General features: G+C 47.8%; 14 protein-coding genes and 1 tRNA gene. 7 read left to right on the top strand and 8 right to left on the bottom strand.

The window, feature by feature from the left end:
* Positions 1-209 precede the first annotated feature (209 nt).
* On the top strand, positions 210-1127 hold the full coding sequence (gene thrB / locus O3682_RS11250; protein WP_371510138.1) for a homoserine kinase: 918 nt from the start codon (positions 210-212) through the stop codon (positions 1125-1127).
* A gap of 42 nt (positions 1128-1169) precedes the next feature.
* Here the strand turns inward: thrB and O3682_RS11245 are convergent, their stop codons facing one another.
* The 4 genes from O3682_RS11245 to O3682_RS11230 form a co-directional block, all read right to left on the bottom strand.
* Complete coding sequence (locus O3682_RS11245) at positions 1170-2696, bottom strand: DHA2 family efflux MFS transporter permease subunit (RefSeq protein WP_371510137.1); 1527 nt, start codon at positions 2694-2696, stop codon at positions 1170-1172.
* 101 nt (positions 2697-2797) lie between these two features.
* Positions 2798-3988, bottom strand: a complete 1191-nt coding sequence (locus O3682_RS11240) for an HlyD family secretion protein (protein WP_371510136.1) — start codon at positions 3986-3988, stop codon at positions 2798-2800.
* Positions 3989-4212: 224 nt separating this feature from the next.
* Positions 4213-5619, bottom strand: a complete 1407-nt coding sequence (locus tag O3682_RS11235; RefSeq protein WP_371510135.1) for an efflux transporter outer membrane subunit — start codon at positions 5617-5619, stop codon at positions 4213-4215.
* 49 nt (positions 5620-5668) lie between these two features.
* Positions 5669-6163, bottom strand: coding sequence for a MarR family transcriptional regulator (locus tag O3682_RS11230; RefSeq protein ID WP_004521040.1), 495 nt, complete (start codon positions 6161-6163; stop codon positions 5669-5671).
* A 296-nt stretch (positions 6164-6459) separates the two neighbouring features.
* Between O3682_RS11230 and O3682_RS11225 the strand changes: the two genes are divergently transcribed.
* The gene (locus O3682_RS11225; protein ID WP_371510134.1) at positions 6460-7341 is read left to right on the top strand and encodes a prephenate dehydrogenase; all 882 of its coding nucleotides are present in this window, start codon (positions 6460-6462) and stop codon (positions 7339-7341) included.
* A gap of 107 nt (positions 7342-7448) precedes the next feature.
* Here O3682_RS11225 and hisD read toward each other — a convergent pair whose 3' ends face one another.
* The 4 genes from hisD to O3682_RS11205 form a co-directional block, all read right to left on the bottom strand.
* Positions 7449-8741, bottom strand: coding sequence for a histidinol dehydrogenase (gene hisD, locus O3682_RS11220; RefSeq protein WP_371510133.1), 1293 nt, complete (start codon positions 8739-8741; stop codon positions 7449-7451).
* A gap of 71 nt (positions 8742-8812) precedes the next feature.
* Positions 8813-9538 carry an oxygen-insensitive NADPH nitroreductase gene (nfsA, locus tag O3682_RS11215; protein ID WP_371510132.1) on the bottom strand — a complete coding sequence of 242 codons (726 nt, stop codon included), beginning with the start codon at positions 9536-9538 and terminating at the stop codon, positions 8813-8815.
* 48 nt (positions 9539-9586) lie between these two features.
* The gene (gene hisG / locus O3682_RS11210; RefSeq protein WP_036473098.1) at positions 9587-10240 is read right to left on the bottom strand and encodes an ATP phosphoribosyltransferase; all 654 of its coding nucleotides are present in this window, start codon (positions 10238-10240) and stop codon (positions 9587-9589) included.
* Between the two features lie 82 nt (positions 10241-10322).
* The gene (locus O3682_RS11205; protein ID WP_300481872.1) at positions 10323-10985 is read right to left on the bottom strand and encodes an SCO family protein; all 663 of its coding nucleotides are present in this window, start codon (positions 10983-10985) and stop codon (positions 10323-10325) included.
* Between the two features lie 285 nt (positions 10986-11270).
* Between O3682_RS11205 and O3682_RS11200 the strand changes: the two genes are divergently transcribed.
* The 5 genes from O3682_RS11200 (at position 11271) to ilvC (ending at position 15409) form a co-directional block, all read left to right on the top strand.
* Positions 11271-11355: transfer RNA gene (locus tag O3682_RS11200), tRNA-Leu, on the top strand.
* Positions 11356-11744: 389 nt separating this feature from the next.
* Entirely contained in the window at positions 11745-13472 is a 1728-nt protein-coding gene (ilvB, locus tag O3682_RS11195) for a biosynthetic-type acetolactate synthase large subunit (RefSeq protein WP_003680037.1), read from the top strand.
* A 10-nt stretch (positions 13473-13482) separates the two neighbouring features.
* A complete protein-coding gene (gene ilvN / locus O3682_RS11190) occupies positions 13483-13974 on the top strand; it encodes an acetolactate synthase small subunit (RefSeq protein WP_003748480.1) in 492 nt (163 codons plus the stop codon).
* Between the two features lie 66 nt (positions 13975-14040).
* The gene (locus O3682_RS11185; protein WP_128580949.1) at positions 14041-14334 is read left to right on the top strand and encodes a putative quinol monooxygenase; all 294 of its coding nucleotides are present in this window, start codon (positions 14041-14043) and stop codon (positions 14332-14334) included.
* 61 nt (positions 14335-14395) lie between these two features.
* Positions 14396-15409 carry a ketol-acid reductoisomerase gene (gene ilvC, locus O3682_RS11180; protein ID WP_003680040.1) on the top strand — a complete coding sequence of 338 codons (1014 nt, stop codon included), beginning with the start codon at positions 14396-14398 and terminating at the stop codon, positions 15407-15409.
* The last annotated feature ends 396 nt before the right edge of the window (positions 15410-15805 follow it).

Here is a 15805-nt window from a genome sequence, read left to right as displayed (position 1 = left end):
CCCTGTTTTAACAGGGTTTTTATTTTTCTAAAAACACTCAAATCTCCCCTATTCGCTTCCAAAATCCAACCCGGTTCAATACTAAGGCCGTCTGAAATTTTGATTTCAGACGGCCTTTTGAATTTGACCTTCGCTTTAATTTATATTGTTGGCGCTTGTTTTTTGGTATGATGTTTCCTTGATTCTTTTATATTAGCCTCGAGTTTGCTATGTCTGTCTATACCAGTGTTTCCGACGCTCAAATGCGTGACTTCCTTCTGCAATATGATTTGGGAGATTTTGTTTCTTTGCAGGGGATTGCTCAAGGAATTACTAATAGTAATTATTTTTTGACTACTTCAACCGGTCGTTATGTATTGACTGTTTTTGAGGTTTTGAAATCAGAAGAATTGCCTTTCTTTTTAGAACTCAACCAGTATTTAAGTCTGAATGGTGTTGCCTGCGCCGCTCCGATTGCTCGTAAAGATGGCGGACTGCATTCTATTTTGGCTGGAAAACCAGCTTGTTTGGTTACTTGTTTGAATGGTTCTGATACCGGCTGGCCAACTGAAGCTCAATGTTTTCATACTGGTGCAATGCTGGCTAAAATGCATTTAGTCGGCCAAGACTTTCCTTTAAAAATGAAAAATCCTCGTTATGATGGCTGGTGGCGCTATGCCTGCACTCAGTTGCTGACTGTTTTAGATTCTGAGGATGCTGCACTGCTTCAATCTGAAATTGCAGCTTTAGATGAAAATCTGGGAGAGCATTTACCTTCCGGTATTATCCATGCCGATTTATTTAAAGACAACGTATTGCTTAATGGAGATGAAGTTTCCGGCTTTATCGATTTCTATTATGCGTGTAACGGTAATTTCATGTACGACCTGGCAATTGCTGTTAACGATTGGGCACGAACAGCTGATAACAAATTAGACCCTGCCCTTTATGATGCCTTTATCCACGGCTATGAAAGCGTACGTCCATTATCTGATGAAGAATGCGCGTATTTCCCTACTGCACAAAGAGCCGGATGTATTCGTTTCTGGGTATCTCGTCTGCTCGATTTCCATTTCCCTCAATCAGGAGAAATGACGTTTATTAAAGATCCAAATGCATTTAGAGATCTATTATTGAGTCTTAAATAATATATAGATAAAAGGCCGTCTGAAATTCAGACGGCCTTTTATCTAATGCCCTCCCCCGCCGGAACCGCTAAACGGAGGTCTTGCCAACCAAATAATGGGGATCATACTGATGAATATAATACTGCCTGCCAAAAAGATTTCATTTGAGCCAATAATAAAGCCTTGCTGGGAAATGGTACTATTTATCGCCTCCAAAGCCTGTTCCTTGCTCAGACCATTGGCCATCATGCCTTGAATAGATTGGTTGCTGATTGTGGACAATAAATTAACATGTTCGGTCAGTTGAGTATGGTGTAGAGCTTCGCGTCGTTCCCACATGGTGCTGACAACAGATACTCCGACACCACCCATAAAGACTCGCAAGAAATTAGACAAGCTACTGGCCGAAGCAATTTGATTGCCTTTCATATGCGACAAGGTAATACTGGTCAAAGGCAGGAAGAACATGGCTACGCCTAAACCCTGCCAAAACTGCGGCCAAACGACATTGCTCATATCCATACCGGCATAGAAATCGGTTCGCCAATGGAATGTGTAAGCAAACACCAAGAAGCTGGCGCTGACAAACAGACGCATATCGACGCGATTGCCAAACTTACCGATAATCGGCGATAAAATAATCGGCAGGAAGCCCACCGGTGCAGCAGCCAAACCTGCCCAAGTTGCGGTATAGCCGAGATTTGATTGCAACACTAAAGGCAGCAGGGTCAATGTGCCCATATAAACCATAAAGCCCAACGATGTAGCAACAACGCCTATCGTGAAGTTTCTATTTTTAAACAATGACAAATCAACAATCGGGTATTTCTCTCCCAGCTCCCAAACAATAAAATAGGTTAGGAACACCAAAGCGGTAACGCCCAAAACGATAATCTCTCCTGAGGCAAACCAGTCCAATTCCTTGCCCCTATCAAGCATCATTTGCAATGCGCCGACACCAACAATCATCAACACCAGCCCGACATAATCGATTGGCGCCCTAATAATTTCGGTTTCCCTGTATCTAAGCTGTTTCCAAGCAATGGAGGCGGATAAAATCCCGATTGGGATATTGATAAAGAAAATCCATCCCCAATGCCAGTTGTCCGAAATCCAACCGCCCAAAATCGGCCCCAATACAGGAGCAACAACGACGGTCATTGCCCATAAGGCCAGTGCCAATGTTCGTTTTTCAGGCGGATAGGAAGCCATCAACAGGCTTTGGGACAAGGGAATCAATGGCCCGGCGATGAAGCCTTGCAATACACGGAAAAAAACCAAGGCTTGAAGATTATGTGCCATACCGCACAGCCATGACGTTACGACAAACCCGATCACGGCGGCGATAAAGATTTTAACCTCACCAAACCGCTTGGCCAAAAAACCTGTCAAGGGAACGGAAATGGCATTGGCTACGGCAAATGAGGTAATCACCCAAGTTCCCTGCGTGGTAGCCGCGCCTAAATCCCCTGCAATAACAGGCACGGCAACGTTGGCAATGGTACTGTCCAAGACTTCCATAAATACGGCCAAGCTGAGCGCCAAAGTTGCCAACACCAGCTTAAACCCTTGTAACGGCGGATAATTCATATTTATAAACTATAAGACAACCGCCAAAGCGGTCGATTGAAGAGAATCAATATTTCAGACGGCCTGAGTCTTCAATAAAAGACTCAGGCCGTCTGAAAAGATTATTTTGCATATTGCTCGAAGATTTTATCGACTAAAGCATCGGCGGCTTTCCAATCTACACTTTCCGCTTCCGGCAAGGCAGTATTTCGTTCCGCTTCGGCAGTCATGGCTTTACCGCTACCCTTCTCGGCAATATCGACTTTAACAGTCATCGATAAACCGACACGGAGTGGATTTTGTTGCAATTCTTTAGCATCCAAACTGATACGCACCGGCACACGTTGTACAACTTTAATCCAGTTGCCCGTTGCGTTTTGTGCCGGCAGTAATGAGAACGCGCTGCCCGTACCGGCCGACAAGCCCATTACCTTGCCATGGTAAACCACTTTGCTGCCGTACAAATCTGCCGTCATTTCAACAGGCTGGCCGATTTTCATTTTGCGCAGTTGCGATTCTTTAAAGTTGGCATCCACCCACAATTCAGACAGAGGCACAACGGCCATCATCGGCGTACCTTGCACGATACGTTGGCCGACTTGGACATTGCGTTTGGCAATTTGGCCGCTAATCGGCGAACGGATTTGCGTACGTTGCAGATTCAGCCAGGCGTCTTTGATGTGGCTGATGGCCGTCTGAACTGCCGGTTGTTGGCGCAGAGGAATATTGCTGCCCAACGCTGCCTGAGCAGAAACTTCTTCCGCCTCAACTGCTTTCAATGCAGCCTGAGCCTGAACCACAGCGGCGCGGGCATGGCTGAGTTCTTCACCGGAAACCGCTTCCGTACCCGCCAAAGATTCACGACGGCGCAAATCGGCTTGCGCACGGGCTAAATCGGCTTTGCGTAACAACACTTGCGCTTTGGCTTTTGAATTGACCGCAGTTTGCTGTTTGTTTTGACGGATAGCCTGAATCAATTCATTTTGCGCACGATCGTATGCCAGCTGAAAATCGCTGTCGTCCAAAGCCACCAAAACATCGCCTTTTTTCACGACATCCGTATCGTCATACATGACTTTGCGCACCGTGCCGTTTACCTGCGGCGTAATCATCACCAAATGACCGGCCACATAAGCATCTTCCGTTTCTTCTTCATGCTGCCAAAACAGGAAATACGCCAAAGCGACTCCTGCTGCCGTAATAAGGAATAGGAGTGTAACGATAACCAAATTGCGTTTGCGATGCGTTTTAACGCCGGAAGCGGCTACTTCCGGTTCTTTTTGGACATTATTTTTTTCTGATTGAGTATCCATAAGTCCTAACTTTAATTCTGCACATGTGATAACGATATTATTGTCTTGCTGGGCAGCTGACTTATACCATCAGTCCCCAATACGCGCGTTTAACGCGCTAAAGGGTTATATTCTATAGTTACACTCTATTCATTACAATAATTTCTTCCGGTAGCAAATGTAAATAAGGTAAGCAAAAGGCCGTCTGAAATTACTTTCAGACGGCCTACGTTTTAATAAAACGTTTATTTCTTATTTAATTTAAAGCCTCCGCCCAACTGGGCATTGAGGTTACTCCAAGCTGTCAGATATTCTGCATGGTATTGAACCGCCGACATTTTTGTACGCGCAGCCTCGTCTTGTTTTTGCAAGGCGGTCAAGCCGTTATCCAAGCCAGCACGAACACGTCCTTTCGCATTTTGCACAGATTTATCGGCGATATTGACCATCTTATTCCAAGTATCTTGTCGGCTTTTCAGGCTTTGATAGTCGACTACAGCGTCTGCCGCCGAACGCATGGCGTTCAAAACAGTTTGGTCATACACGGCAACCTGCTCGTTATATTGGGCACGTTTGCCCGCCAATTTGGACTGCAGCGCACCGGAAGTAAACAATGGCAGATTCAAAGCCGGAACGATACCCAACATACCGGAAGTCCGTCCGCGAATCAGATTGAACGCATCAATGTGCGTCATACCTGCCAAAACTTTCAACTCGATATTCGGGTAAAACTCTGCCTCGGTCGATTTGACGATATGCCATTTCTCTTCAAGCAAGGCTTTTTGTGCCGCGATATCGGGACGGGCCGCCAACAAGTCCGCTTCAATACGGCTAACCGGCAATGACGGCACAGCCGCCATTTTTTCCGGAACCTGTCCATTCAATGCACCCGGTACTCGGCCGGTCAATACAGCCAGACTGTTGTGGATTTTCTCATTTTTCTGAGTCCATGCCGATTTTTCAAGCTGTAATTGCTGTTGTGCCATTTCCAGAGCGTGCAAGGCATCGGCAGGAGCCAGCTGCGCTTTAACGCGTTGTTGCATCAGTTTCAATGCTTTATCCGCCAGCTCTATGCGCGTATCCAACAAAGCCAGTTGTTCTGTCGCCATCTGCCACGCAAAATATTGGGCGGCTACGGCGTGAGCCAACTCGGTGCGGATATGATGCGCTTCATACACCGCAGCCCTGCTTTTTCCTAAAACAGCTTGAATCTGCTCTCGGTTTTTACCCCAAAAGTCGAAAACCAAGCTGCCTTGCAAGGCTGCGTTCGCCAAAACCAATGTATGGTCGGTATCAACCATACCGGCTTGAGGTTTGGGTGAAACATAAGCACCCAGACCTGTAACGCCCAAGCCGACTTGCGGTTTGTTTGCGGCTCCCACAACGCCCAGCTGCGCCTGAGCCTGCTCAAACCTTGCCTTGACGACACGCAGATTGGTAGACGTCTGAATAGCGGAAGCAATCAAATTGTTTAATTTTTTATCTTTCAGCTTCATCCACCAGCCGTCTTGGGCAGTAGCGGCAGATTGGCCTTGCGGCAGCGGATAGGCTGTTGTCTCATCCAAAGGCGACTGTTTGCCGAACGGCGCACATGCCGCCAACAGCGAAACAGCGGCAACGCATACGCTTGATTTGACCAAACCTAATTTCATACAGACTCCGTTTATGTGTGCCTGCCGCAAACCATCAGGCCGTCTGTTGTCAATTGCCCAAACGGTTCAACAGTTTACCCAACAGGTGTTGCAGCGTATCATAATCCTCTTTCGTGAAATCTTCCCACGCCTGGCCGCTCTGGCGGGCAATTTGCGGCCATACTTCGTGGATGAAGGTCTCACCCGAAGGAGTCAATTTTAGCACAATCTGACGACGGTCTTTCTGATTGATATAACGCTCTACCCAGCCGCGCTCAACCATGTCGTCCGACAGGCGTGTTGCACTGGTACGCGTCAAGTCCATCAAGTCGCTCAAGCGCGAAGGCAGGATTTCGCTGTTTGGGCTGACGTAAACCGCCATCAGGGAAAACCACAGGTTTTCATTGATGCCGAACGCTTTCAGGTTTTCGTTCAAATGGCTGCTCAAACGTTCGGTTACGATGCGCAACATACGGGATACTTGGTTTTGCTGCTCCGGAAACTGCGGCAGACGGGTAGAAAGCAAACGCATTGCGTTGACTAATTCGGTTTGTGAAAAACTCATAAATTCCTTCTTTCTGAGTGAATTATTTTATTCGATATCAATCAAAATAAAATATGATGTAATAATTTACTTTAAGATACCAATTACTTACTTTAAGACGTTATACTAATTCAGATGATTATTTTAGTGTATGAAAATCTGATAATCGGTTACATGCTCCTACTAAACGGAGTTTTCTATGCCTAAATCATGAAAATTTGACCATAAAAAAGGCCGTCTGAAACCTTGATGACAACTTTCAGACGGCCTCCATAACGGATTAAAATAAGCTTTTCCACTTAAACCGGATTCAAACCATGAACACTTCCGCCTTTTTTCCCCACATTACCCTTATCGGCGTCGGTTTAATCGGCGGTTCGTTCATGCTCGACCTCAAACGCTTGGGACTGGTGCAAACCGTTACCGGCATCGACACCAATGCCGACAACCTCAATTACGCACTCGAATGCGGCATCATCGACCATGCCTATCCAAATATTTGCGCCGAAAGCATCGGCAATGCCGATTTGGTTTTGATTGCCACGCCTGTCTCCGTCCTGCCTGACGTATGCCGCGACATCAAGCCATTCTTAAAAGACACCGCCTGCATTTCCGATGTCGGCAGCACCAAACAATCGGCACTCAATGCCTTCCGCACCTACTTATCCGACCGCCTGTCGCAATGTTTTGCCGCCCACCCGATAGCTGGCTCGGATCAAAGCGGGGCAAAATCCGCGCGTTGCGGTTTGTTTCAAAACAGCCGCCTTATCATTACGCTACACGGCCAAGAAGCTTCAGACGGCCTGAGACGGCTGAAAAGCCTGTGGCAGGCGGTTGGTTCGCAAATTTCGACCATGAGCGCCGAAGAACACGACAATATTTTTGCCGCCGTTTCCCACTTGCCGCACTTGGCCGCCTTTGCCTATGTTCACGCTTTGGTTGACCATCCGCACGGTAAAGACTACCTCCCCTATGCCGCCACCGGCTTTCGCGACTTTACCCGCATTGCCTCCAGCCATCCTGCCGTTTGGACCGACATCTGCATGGCCAACAGCCCTGCTCTGCTCAAACTGACCAGCGATTTGAAAGAACAATTATCCAAATTGGAACAGCTCCTTTCAGACGGCAACAAAACCGAGCTTTACCGCTATTTTGAAGAAGCCGCACAAATGCGTAATGACTGGCTGAAAAACCGTTAAACCTGTTTTCAGACGGCCTGATACCTTCTCAGCTAAAATCTTCATCACAATAAAAAGGGCATCTGTTTAGATGCCCTTTTAGATTGCTTACGACTTCAACGTTTCACTCAGTCTTTCAAACGGAACTCAGCTGCTCTGGCGTGCGCGGTCAAGCTTTCGCCATGCGCCAACACGCTGGCGGTTTTACCCAACTTCTGTGCACCTTGTTCTGAAACCTGAATCAGACTGGAGCGTTTTTGGAAATCATATGTTCCCAAAGGAGAAGAGAAACGCGCCGTGCGACTAGTCGGCAAAACGTGGTTGGGACCTGCGCAATAGTCGCCCAGGCTTTCACTGGTATAGCGTCCCATGAAAATCGCACCGGCGTGGCGGATTTTTTTCGCCCACTCTTGCGGATTCTCAACCGACAATTCCAAGTGCTCTGGAGAAATATAGTTGGCGATTTCGCAGGCTTCGTCCAAATCTTTAGCCAAAATCATTGCACCGCGGTTGCCCAATGAAGCTTCAATAATCGCACGGCGCGGCATGGTTTCGATCAAACGGTTCATGGCCGTCTGAACTTCGTCCAAATATGCTTGAGAAGTACCGATCAAAATCGCTTGTGCAATTTCATCGTGTTCTGCCTGACTGAACAAATCCATGGCCACCCAATCGGCAGGCGTCGTGCCATCGGCAATCACCAAGATTTCAGACGGCCCTGCCACCATATCGATACCGACCACGCCGAACACGCGTCGTTTGGCCGCAGCGACAAAAGCATTGCCCGGGCCGGTAATCTTATCGACTTGAGGCACCGATTCCGTACCATAAGCCAAAGCCGCAACCGCCTGCGCGCCGCCGACCGTAAACACTTTGGTTACACCGGCCACAAAAGCAGCCGCCAACACGATATCGTTGCGCTCGCCTTTCGGAGTGGGAACGACCATGATGATTTCTTTCACGCCGGCAACGTGGGCAGGCATGGCGTTCATGATGACAGAACTCGGATAAGCGGCTTTACCGCCCGGAACATAAATACCGACACGGTCAAGCGGCGTAATCTGTTGACCCAAAAGCGTGCCGTCTTCGTCTTCGTAAGTCCACGACTCCATTTTTTGGTGTTTATGGTAGCTTTCTACCCGTCTTGCGGCCGTTTTCAAGGCCGTCTGAATGTTTTCAGGCAAACGCTCAAACGCAGACTGCAAATCGTCTTGTGTCAGAATTAAATCGTCGATGGTTTGAGCGGATGTGCCGTCAAAGCGGTTGGTGTATTCAATCAGCGCCGCATCGCCGCGTTTTTGAACATCGGCGCAGATGTCGGCAACAATATGGTCGATTTCAGGGTTTTGCGCGGTTTCAAAAGCAAGCAGTGCTTTGAGTTCAGCTTGAAAATCAGGGGATTGGGTGTCGAGTTTCTTCATGGTTTGCTCTCTTCCTTGTTTCGTTCCTATTGTTTTCAGACGGCCTCAGCCACACATAGGCCGTCTGAATATTATTTTTTCAAAAAACCTTTTTTCTGCAAAAACGCCAACATATGCGGCCGCACAGGATTGCCCAAGGTTTTGGTCAGCGATTCTTTCCAAGGTATCGGGCTACCCTTGCGTAACTCATAATAATCCGCTACTGCCTGATTATAAGCTTCAACCGCCTCGGCATTCAGGCTCGGGCAGGCGTTTTCGGCATACACCATTTCTTTAGGCAGGCGCGGTTTGAGCGGCGGATCTTGGTCGGGATAACCGAGGCACAACCCCACCAAAGGCACGCAATAATCCGGCAGGTTCAACACATCCGATACTTTTTGTGCATTATTGCGCAACGCGCCGATATACACGCCACCCAGCCCAAGCGATTCGGCGGCAAGCAATACGTTTTGCGCCATAATGCCCGCATCGACCGCACCAATCAGAGTTACTTCCGCCCAATCAATTTGCGCATCGGGAAACATCGCCTTGTGTTTGGAAAAATCGATACAAAACAGTAAAAATGCCGCACAATGGACAATATAAGGTGCGCTTCCTGCCGCTTCATGTATCCCCTGCCTCAGCGCAAGGTCGGATACGCGGATGATAGAAACGCATTGCAGGTTGTTGGAAGTCGAAGCCTGTTGTCCGGCGCGCACCAGAGTATCAAGGATTTCATCGGCAATCGGTTCGGAAGTAAACCTGCGGATGGAACGATGGGAAAGAATCGTATCGAGTGTCGGTTTGCTTTGCATCATGACAGGGCTTTCAAACTGGGTTGGCAGACAGGTTTTGCCAAAAACTTTTCAGACGGCCTTAGCGGCATTTTCAAATGCCTGAATAATCGGATTCAACAACGCATATTTGGTTTTCAACGCCGCCTTGTTGACCACCAAGCGGCTGGAAATATCAGCCACATGTTCCACAGCTTCCAAACCATTGGCCTTCAATGTATTGCCGCTGGAAACCAAATCGACAATCGCATCGCTCAGGCCGACCAAAGGTGCAAGCTCCATCGAGCCGTATAGTTTGATGATGTCCACATGCACACCCTTGTCGGCAAAGTGTTCGGCGGCGATGTCGGGATATTTGGTGGCAATCCGCAAGCGGCTGCCGGGTTTGGACGCAGCGGCGTAATCAAAACCTTTTTTAACCGCAACCATCATGCGGCATGAGGCGATGTGCAAATCCAAAGGTTGATACAGGCCATCTCCGCCATGCTCGATCAGCACGTCCTTACCAGCAATGCCAAAATCCGCCGCACCATATTGCACATAAGTCGGCACATCGGTTGCGCGTACAATTACCAAACGGATGTTGTCATGATTCGTACCAATAATCAGCTTGCGCGATTTTTCCGGCTCTTCCGCAGGCACAATACCGGCGGCGGCCAACAGCGGCAGGGTCTCCTCAAAAATTCGCCCCTTGGATAAAGCAATCGTTAAAAGTGTGTCGGTCATTTTTTTCTTCTCCTTTGCCGTATCAAAAGCAAGAAGGCCGTCTGAAATCCATAACCCATTTCAGACGGCCTCAACTACGGTTTTACAATAAAGTTTTCACATCAGCCGCAATCGTTTCCGGCTCGCTGCCATAAGGAGAGAAAATTGCCACTTCGCCGTTTTTATCAATCAAATATGCACCTGAAGAGTGGTCAACCAAATAGTTTTCACTGTCTTCTTTTTGGTTTACTTTAGCCGATACCACACGGTATTGCTGTTTGATGACAGGCAGGCTTTGATCGCCGGTAGCCGTCAGGCCGATAAAATCAGGGTTGAACTGTTTGGCATATTTGCCGATTACTTCAGGCGTATCGCGCTCAGGGTCGATGCTGACAAATACTACTTTCACGTCTTTAGCCTGGTCGCCCAATTGTTTTAAAGTGTCGCTGTAAGTCAGCAACTCGGTTGGGCACACGTCAGGACAGTGGGTATAACCGAAAGACAGGATAACCACTTTGCCTTTCAAATCGCTCAGGCTGAAAGGTTTGCCGTCGCCATCGGTCAATGTAAAGTCACCGCCAATATCTTCTTTGCGCATATCGGTACCACGCGCTTGCGCTTTGGCAGTAGATTCACCGGAAGCAGCAGGCGCAGCAGAAGCGGCAGGTGTCGAAGAAGCCTCCTTGGCCTCCTCTTTAGGCTGACAAGCAGCCAGAGCAGCCAATGCAAAAGCACTGAGTAAGAAAGTTCGTGTGACGGAAAGCATAAATTTTCTCCAAAACCGTTTCAAATTAAGTGAGGCCAAACAACCGCCCGGCCGATATAAAAACAAAACATCTTCATATTAACGCGTTTAACACATTAAATGTAGCCCTTTTTGCAGATAAATACTGCTTTTTTTGTTTTAAAAATCTGCCTCCCATTTAGATAACCATCAAACGCAAAAAGTTTAATTCATTACAAATCAAACAAATATAAAAATAATCCAATTTTTTTTCAATTACTGCTTTACAAGATTCGAGAACTCGCTATAATGACGACTTCTTCGCTAGCCCAGGTGGCGAAATTGGTAGACGCAGGGGACTCAAAATCCCCCGCCGCAAGGTGTGTCGGTTCGAGTCCGACCCTGGGCACCAAATTTAAAAAACCTCTTGATTCGATCAAGAGGTTTTTTGCTGTTCATCATTTGCAAAAACCTTCTCCTTACTCAAACTGTCAACAATCTCCACACATCAAGCTCAATAAGACTATTTTTTTATTTCTTTAAAATCAACCTTCAATCTATTTTCCCGTTTCAAATGTTAAAAGATGAAAGATTTTATCTTGATTGAACAGTCGGTTTGCGTTATCTTTTCTACTCTTTTTCACAAACTCTGTGTTTCTTCCCAATTGCTTGGATAGTCTGACTGTCATCGTATTCCCTCAGTGCGCGTACCCTAAATCGCTGCTTGGTGGAATTGCATTACAGGTGCTGTGGTGAGGCGGATTGTTCCTATTGGTTTGAAACCATATAAAAGAGGTCAATATGCAATTATCAGGCGCACAAATCATCGTGCAAAGTCTCAAAGCCGAAGGTGTAGAGTATGTATTCGGCTATCCGGGCGGCGCGGTTATCGAAATCTACGATGCCCTTTTCCAACTCAATAAATTCAAGCACATCCTGGTTCGCCACGAGCAGGCAGCCGTACATGCGGCGGATGCTTATGCCCGTGTCAGCGGCAAAGTCGGCGTTGCCTTGGTAACTTCCGGCCCAGGCGTGACCAATGCGCTGACCGGCATCGCCACTGCTTACAGCGACTCTATTCCGTTGGTAGTTATCAGCGGCCAAGTGGGCAACTCCCTTATCGGGACAGACGCATTCCAAGAAGTGGATACGGTCGGCATTACCCGCCCTTGTGTCAAACACAATTTCTTGGTAACCAATATCGCTGAGTTGGCAGACACCATCAAAAAAGCGTTCCAAATCGCCGCAAGCGGCCGTCCGGGTCCCGTTGTCGTTGATGTTCCTAAAGATGTCACCCAAGCAATGGCTAAATTCAGCTATCCGCAAGAAGACATCTTCATCCGCTCTTACCAACCGGTTGTACAAGGCCACATCGGTCAAATCAAAAAAGCCGTACAAATGCTGGCTTCCGCCAAACGCCCTATTGTTTACTTCGGCGGCGGCGTGGTTTTGGGCAATGCCTCTGAAGAAATGACCAAATTCGTCCGCATGATCGGCGCTCCTTGTACCGGTACATTGATGGGCTTGGGTGCATACCCTTCCAGCGACCGCCAATTCTTGGGCATGCTGGGTATGCACGGTACTTACGAAGCCAACCTCGCCATGCAAAATGCAGACGTTGTACTGGCAATCGGTGCGCGCTTCGATGACCGCGTGATTTCCGTACCGTCCAAATTCTTTGAAAAAGCCAAAAAGATTATTCATATCGACGTTGACCCGTCCAGCATTGCCAAACGCGTCAAAGTGGATATCCCGATTGTCGGCGACGTGAAAAACGTATTGTCCGAAATGATTCAATTGTGGGGCAAGCAAGAGTCTGCACCTGCAGCCGATTCATTGGATAAATGGTGGAAAAGTATTGAAGAATGGCGTTCGCGCAACTGCCTGTGGTTTGATAATGAAAGCGAAATCATCAAACCGCAATACGTTATTCAAAAACTGGCCGAAATCACCAATAATTCTGCCATCATTACTTCCGACGTCGGTCAACACCAAATGTTTACCGCCCAATATTACCCATTTGAGCGTCCACGCCAGTGGCTCAATTCCGGCGGCTTGGGCACAATGGGCGTCGGCCTGCCATATGCCATCGGTGCGAAACTGGCCGCTCCTGATCAAGATGTATTCTGTATCACCGGCGAAGGCTCGATTCAGATGAACATCCAAGAGCTGTCGACCTGCTTCCAATACCGTGTTCCAGTTAACGTCGTTACCCTGAACAACGGCTACCTCGGCATGGTCCGTCAATGGCAAGAACTTTATTACGGCAACCGTGAATCGGAAACCTATTTCGATTCATTGCCTGATTTTGTCAAACTAGCTGAAGCCTACGGCCATATCGGCATCCGTGTAGACAAGAAATCCGATGTCGAAGGCGCGTTACTGGAAGCATTAAACCAAAAAGACCGTCTGGTATTCCTCGATTTCTTGACCGACAAGAAACAAAACGTACTTCCTATGGTCGGCAACGGCAAAGGCTTGGACGAGATGGTTCTGCCGCCGCATATGCGCGAAACATTGTCAGCGTAAGGAGAGAAAAATGCGACATATCTTATCTATTCTGATGGAAAACGAATCAGGTGCGATGAGCCGTGTGGTAGGTTTGTTCTCCGCACGTGATTACAACATCGACTCCCTGGCCGTAGCCCCAACCGAAGACAAAACCTTGTCCCGTATGACCATTGTTACCCACGGCGATGAGCACGTCATCGAGCAAATCACCAAACAACTCAACAAACTGATTGAAGTTGTCAAAGTGGTTGACTTGAACGAAAGCCGTTTTGTCGAACGCGAACTGATGTTGGTAAAAGTCCGCGCCGTCGGCAAAGACCGCGACGAATTCCTGAGATTGACCGAAATCTACCGCGGCAGCGTTATTGATGTAACAGACCGCAGCTATACCATCGAAATCACAGGCTCTACCGAAAAACTCGACTCTTTCCTCGAGACAGTCGGTCGTGCTCAAATTTTGGAAACCGTACGCACAGGCGCAGCTGGCATCGGCCGCGGCGAGCGTATTTTGAAAATTTAACGCTGTATCGTTCAGACGGCCTGTTACTTTCAACAAAGGCCGTCTGAAAAACAGTAGGAGACAAACATGTCAAGCATCCAAATCGTTGCATTAGTTACCGTCAAACCCGAATACACCGAGGCTCTGGCTGCCCAGTTTAAAGAATTGGTCAAAGCCAGCCGTGCAGAAGAAGGCAACATCAGCTACGACCTGCACCAAGAAATCGGCAAATCCAACCGTTTCGTATTCGTAGAAAGCTGGAAATCCCAAGCAGCTATTGACGAACACAATGCCAGCGAACATTTCCAAAACTTCGTCAAATCCATCGAAGGAAAAACCGAAGCATTGGAAATTGTCTTGATGAACCAAGTCCCTGCCTAAGCCCCTATTACTTTTAACTCAACCCGGATTGTCCGGAACCCTCTTACACTAAGGAAATAAAATGCAAGTTTATTACGATAAAGACGCTGACCTTTCTCTGATCAAAGGCAAAACTGTTGCCATCATCGGTTACGGTTCACAAGGTCACGCACACGCAGCAAACCTGAAAGATTCCGGCGTAAATGTCGTCATCGGTCTGCGCCAAGGCGGCTCTTGGAAAAAAGCCGAAGCAGCCGGCCACGACGTGCGCACCGTTGCCGAGGCAACCAAAGCAGCCGACGTTGTAATGATTCTGTTGCCTGACGAAAACCAACCTATCGTATACAAAAACGAAATCGAGCCAAACTTGAAAGAAGGCGCAGTATTGGCATTCGCTCACGGTTTCAACGTACACTACAACCAAATCGTCCCTCGCGCCGACCTCGACGTTATCATGATCGCCCCTAAAGGACCAGGCCACACCGTACGCAGCGAATTCCTGAAAGGCGGCGGCGTACCTTCCCTGATCGCCGTTTACCAAGATAAAAGTGGCAAAGCCAAAGACATCGCCCTGTCTTACGCAGCAGCCAACGGCGGCACTAAAGGCGGCGTAATCGAAACCAACTTCCGCGAAGAAACCGAAACCGACCTGTTCGGCGAACAAGCCGTATTGTGCGGCGGTGTAGTCGAACTGATCAAAACCGGCTTCGAAACCCTGACCGAAGCAGGCTATGCGCCCGAAATGGCCTACTTCGAATGCCTGCATGAAATGAAGCTCATCGTTGACCTGATTTACGAAGGTGGCATTGCCAACATGAACTACTCCATTTCCAACAACGCGGAGTACGGCGAATACGTTACCGGTGTGGAAGTCATTAACGACAAATCCCGCGAAGCCATGCGCAATGCCCTCAAACGCATCCAAACCGGCGAATACGCCAAAATGTTCATCCAAGAAGGTGCCGTCAACTACGCCAGCATGACTGCCCGCCGCCGCCTGACTGCCGACCACCAAATCGAAAAAGTCGGCGCGCAACTGCGTTCCATGATGCCTTGGATCGCTAAAAACAAACTGGTTGACCAAGACAAAAACTAATCCTGTCTTTCAAGCAAATGAAACCTGCCTGATCACTCAGGCAGGTTTTTTATAATTTTAAAACCCAATACACTATAAACCTCACTCAACAAGGCCGTCTGAAAACAATATAAACGACATTTGATCCCCAACTTCAATAAGCCGTCTTTTATGGTTCTCCTGAAATTTCCTTTTAGAAAAACATATTACGAAATAAACGATTATTTTCCATACCTACTCTGTCTGTAAAAAACAACGTTATCCCAACAAAATACGTCTAAAACAAGAGGAAAATTTGTTTTCTTAAGCCATAACCTGAGACCTTTGCAAAATTCCTTTCCTTCCAACAGCTGAAACCTAAACACAGGTTTTCGGCTGTTTTTATTTCAAATATCCACTGATTCTACTCAAATTCCC

Source organism: Neisseria sp. 27098_8_112 (genome assembly GCF_041433235.1).
GTDB lineage: Bacteria > Pseudomonadota > Gammaproteobacteria > Burkholderiales > Neisseriaceae > Neisseria.
This window is presented reverse-complemented; position numbering and strand designations above follow the sequence as displayed.